Annotated in this window: 1 pseudogene; it reads left to right on the top strand. The window is 33.3% G+C overall.

What is annotated here, in order from left to right:
- Positions 1-45: 45 nt before the first annotated feature.
- Positions 46-621: pseudogene (locus LPH68_RS26515) on the top strand (glycosyltransferase family 2 protein); the annotation flags it as partial.

Raw genomic sequence — 621 nt, 5'->3', positions numbered from 1 at the left:
AGCCATGGTCTCGTGGGCTCGGAGATGTGTATAAGAGACAGTTTTATGTTATTTCATGATGATGATGAGATGTTGCCTAATATGGTGAGTGTACTATATGAATATTTATCGACTCATGATTCATTCAGTGCAGTGGGGTGTAACGCATATTTTAATATTAATGGGAAGAATACAAAGAAAAAAATGTTTATCTCTAAAAATATACAAATAATGGAGGATAGTGAGAGTGTTGTAAAACAATACGCTATGGGTAATACTGCTCCATTCCCTTCCTTTATGTATAGGAAATCAAAAATTATTGGAAGTAAAATGGATTGGCTGAAAGGGGGGAAATATTGTGATTGCTCATTTATTTCTACAATTGCAAATAAAGGAGGGGTGGTATATTTGCCTCAATGTTATATGTATTATTTTATATCTCCAAGTCAGGATAGTCAACATCATGAGTTTTTTCAATATTTGTCTTTAATAAAATTCTTATCAACTCAAGTAGAAGACAGGAGCATATTGTTAAACATGAGGATTTTCAATATTTATAATTATTTGCGTGATTTGCAATTGAAGACCGGAAATATTCCTGTCTCTTATACACATCTCCGAGCCCACGAGACCATGGCTAAT

This window comes from Bacteroides sp. 1_1_30 (assembly GCF_020982715.1).
In the GTDB taxonomy this organism is placed as follows: Bacteria; Bacteroidota; Bacteroidia; order Bacteroidales; family Bacteroidaceae; genus Bacteroides; species Bacteroides xylanisolvens.
This window is presented reverse-complemented; position numbering and strand designations above follow the sequence as displayed.